This window comes from Pseudomonas sp. 05N434, assembly GCF_056396965.1.
The window spans coordinates 1-3363 of record NZ_JBFTMK010000552.1 but is presented as its reverse complement, the minus strand read 5'-3'; the positions used below and the strand labels follow the sequence as shown (position 1 = coordinate 3363).

The window sequence follows — 3363 nt, the reverse complement described above, 5'->3', positions numbered from 1 at the left end:
GCGTCTACGCTGATGTTGGATCCAACGTTCAAGCCTGATAGTCTTATTTTTTTTCAGTTCCGAGGTGCCCATGAGTCAGGCGTTTCTCCCCTTCTCTCGCCCGAGTATCGGCGATGAAGAAATTGCTGCGGTAGAGCAAGTACTGCGCTCTGGCTGGATCACTACCGGGCCGAAAAACCAGCAACTGGAAGAACACTTCGCCAACTATGTCGGCTGTCGGCATGCCGTCGCATTGTCCTCGGCCACCGGTGGCATGCACATTACTTTGTTGGCCTTGGGTATCGGTCCCGGTGACGAAGTCATCACTCCGTCCCAGACCTGGGTGTCGACCGCCAACATGATCTGCCTGCTCGGTGCGACGCCGGTTTTCGTCGACGTTGACCGCGACACGTTGATGAGCGACCTGGAGAGCATCGAAGCGGCGATCACGCCTCGCACCAAGGCAATCATTCCGGTGCATTACGCCGGCGCGGCATTCGACCTCGATCCGCTCTACGCTCTGGCCGACAAACATGGCATCACCGTCATCGAAGACGCGGCTCACGCAGCGGGCACTTTCTATAAAGGTCGGCATGTCGGCGCCCAAGGCACGGCGATCTTCTCGTTCCACGCGATCAAGAACATGACCTGCGCCGAGGGCGCGATGTTCGTCAGCGACGATGAAGCCCTGGCCAATCGGGTACGCATGCTCAAGTTCCATGGCCTGGGCGTCGACGCCTACGACCGCCTCACCCACGGCCGCAAACCCCAGGCCCAGGTGATCGAACCCGGCTTCAAGTACAACCTGGCCGACATCAATGCCGCCATCGCCCTGGTTCAGCTGGAACGCCTGGACGCGATCAACGCCAAGCGCACAGAGCTGGCCCAGACCTACCTGCAACGCCTTGAAGGCCTGCCGGTGCAACCGCTGGCCATTCCGGCCCATGCGCAACAGCACGCCTGGCATCTGTTCATCCTGCGCATCGACGCCGAACGTTGCGGGCTGGATCGCGAGGCGTTCATGAAGGCGTTGCAGGAACAGAACATCGGCACAGGTATTCACTTCATCGCCACCCACCTGCACACTTACTACCGGCAGCGTTTCCCCAACATCTACCTGCCCAACACCGAATGGAACTCGGCGCGGCTGTGTTCGATCCCGTTGTTCCCCGACATGACCACCGATGATGTCGATCGTGTCGTCGGCGCCATTGAAAAAACACTGGACAGAAGCCTGTGAAACCTTATCCGATCCGTTGCGTATCAATCGTCATCCCGGTCTATAACGAGGAGGACAGTCTGCCCGAGTTGCTTCGGCGCACCGAAGCGGCGTGCCAGCAACTGCACCATGACTACGAAATTGTGCTGGTCGACGACGGCAGCCGCGACAACTCGGCGCAAATCCTCGAGGAGGCGGCCAGTCTCGACGGCAGCCCGGTGGTGGCGGTCATTCTCAACCGCAACTACGGCCAGCACGCGGCGATCATGGCAGGGTTCGAACAATGCAAGGGCGACGTGGTGATCACCCTCGACGCCGACCTGCAGAACCCGCCTGAAGAAATCCCGCGGCTGGTGGCTCAGGCCGAACTGGGCTATGACGTAGTCGCCACGGTGCGCAACAACCGTCAGGACTCGGCCTTGCGTCGCTGGCCGTCGAAGCTGATCAACCTTGCCGTGCAACGCTCCACCGGTGTTGCCATGAGCGACTACGGCTGCATGCTGCGCGCCTACCGCCGCACCATCGTCGACGCCATGCTCGCCTGCCGCGAACGCAGCACGTTCATCCCGATCCTGGCCAACAGCTTCGCCCGGCACACCACGGAAATTCTGGTGACCCACGCCGAGCGTGAACACGGCGAATCCAAATACAGCCCGATGCGCCTGATCAACCTGATGTTCGATCTGATCACCTGCATGACGACCACGCCCCTGCGATTGCTGAGCATCGTCGGCTTCGGCATGGCCGGCCTAGGCGTGCTGTTCGCCATCGCGTTGATTGTGCTGCGCATGGCTTTCGGCGCCGGTTGGGCGGGCGGCGGTACGTTCGTCCTGTTCGCCGTACTGTTCGTTTTCACCGGCGGGCAATTCATTGGCATGGGCCTGCTGGGCGAGTACCTGGGTCGCATGTACAGCGACGTCCGGGCACGTCCACGGTTCTTTATCGAAAAAGTTTTACGTAGCACCCCTTCTGCTCCTGCCCCCGTTGTCACCGTTGACGGTCTCACTTCCACTTCTTCAGATCAGGTTCTCTCATGAGTGCAAAAGCTGTTGTCTTCGCTTATCACGATATTGGCTGTGCCGGCATCGAATCCCTGCTTGCCAGCGGTTTCGAGATTGCAGCCGTGTTCACCCATCCCGATGACCCGAAGGAAAATGCGTTCTATGGCTCGGTTGCGCAACTGTGCGCCCGTAAAGGCATCCCGGTGCATGCTCCGGAAGACGCCAACCACCCGCTGTGGATCGAGCGCATCAGCAAACTCAATCCCGAGTACCTGTTTTCGTTCTACTACCGCAACCTGCTGAGCGAACCACTGTTGGCCACGGCCAGCAAAGGCGCCTTCAACCTGCACGGTTCGTTGCTGCCTCGCTACCGTGGCCGCGCACCGGCCAACTGGGTACTGGTCAACGGTGAAACCGAGACCGGCGTGACCCTGCACCGCATGGTCAAACGTGCCGATGCCGGCGCCATCATTGCCCAGGAGCGGGTAGCGATCGAGCGCGCCGACACCGCGCTGACCCTGCACGCCAAATTGCGCCAGGCCGCCAGCGATCTGCTGCGCGACACCTTGCCTGCCTTGCTTCAGGGCAAAATCAGCGAAACCCCACAGGACGAATCCAAAGCCACAGTGTTTGGCCGTCGCACCCCGGCGGACGGCAAACTGGTCTGGAGTAAACCTGCCGAAGAACTGTTCAATCTGGTCCGCGCCGTGACCCAACCTTACCCGGGCGCGTTCTGTGCCGTGGGYGAGCACAAGTTGATTGTCTGGAGCGCGGATGTCGTCAAGGGCAACGAAGGCCAGGCACCGGGCCGGGTTATCAGCGTCGATCCGCTGCGCATCGCCTGCGGCGAAGACTCGCTGGTGGTCAACGCCGGCCAACGCAACGACAACGGCCTGTACCTCAGCGGTCCACAACTGGCCAATGAGCTGGGGCTGGTCGACGGTTCTGTGCTGCGTGGCGCCGAATCGGGCCGTGCACCGCGTCGCACCCGCGTGCTGATCCTTGGCGTCAACGGCTTCATCGGCAATCACCTGTCCGAGCGCCTGCTGCGTGACGACCGCTATGAAGTGTACGGCCTGGACATCGGCTCGGACGCCATCGAGCGCCTGCGCAGCCATCCGAACTTCCACTTCGTCGAAGGCGATATCAGCATCCACTCGGAGT

General features: G+C 61.1%; 3 protein-coding genes. All 3 read left to right on the top strand.

The window, feature by feature from the left end:
- The first annotated feature begins 70 nt into the window (after window positions 1-70).
- A complete protein-coding gene (gene arnB, locus AC1DLB_RS25605) occupies window positions 71-1219 on the top strand; it encodes a UDP-4-amino-4-deoxy-L-arabinose aminotransferase (RefSeq protein ID WP_018925835.1) in 1149 nt (382 codons plus the stop codon).
- Window positions 1216-2235 carry an undecaprenyl-phosphate 4-deoxy-4-formamido-L-arabinose transferase gene (arnC, locus tag AC1DLB_RS25600; protein ID WP_018925834.1) on the top strand — a complete coding sequence of 340 codons (1020 nt, stop codon included), beginning with the start codon at window positions 1216-1218 and terminating at the stop codon, window positions 2233-2235. Before arnB ends, arnC begins: the two co-directional genes overlap by 4 nt.
- Window positions 2232-3363 (top strand): formyltransferase (locus tag AC1DLB_RS25595; protein WP_477785880.1); only part of this gene is annotated, 1132 nt, incomplete at its 3' end. The genes arnC and AC1DLB_RS25595, both read left to right, overlap by 4 nt.

Coding starts and splice junctions, on each gene's coding strand:
- arnB (WP_018925835.1), top strand. CDS start 71: ATGAGTCAGGCGTTTCTCCCCTTCTCTCGCCCGAGTATCGGCGATGAA.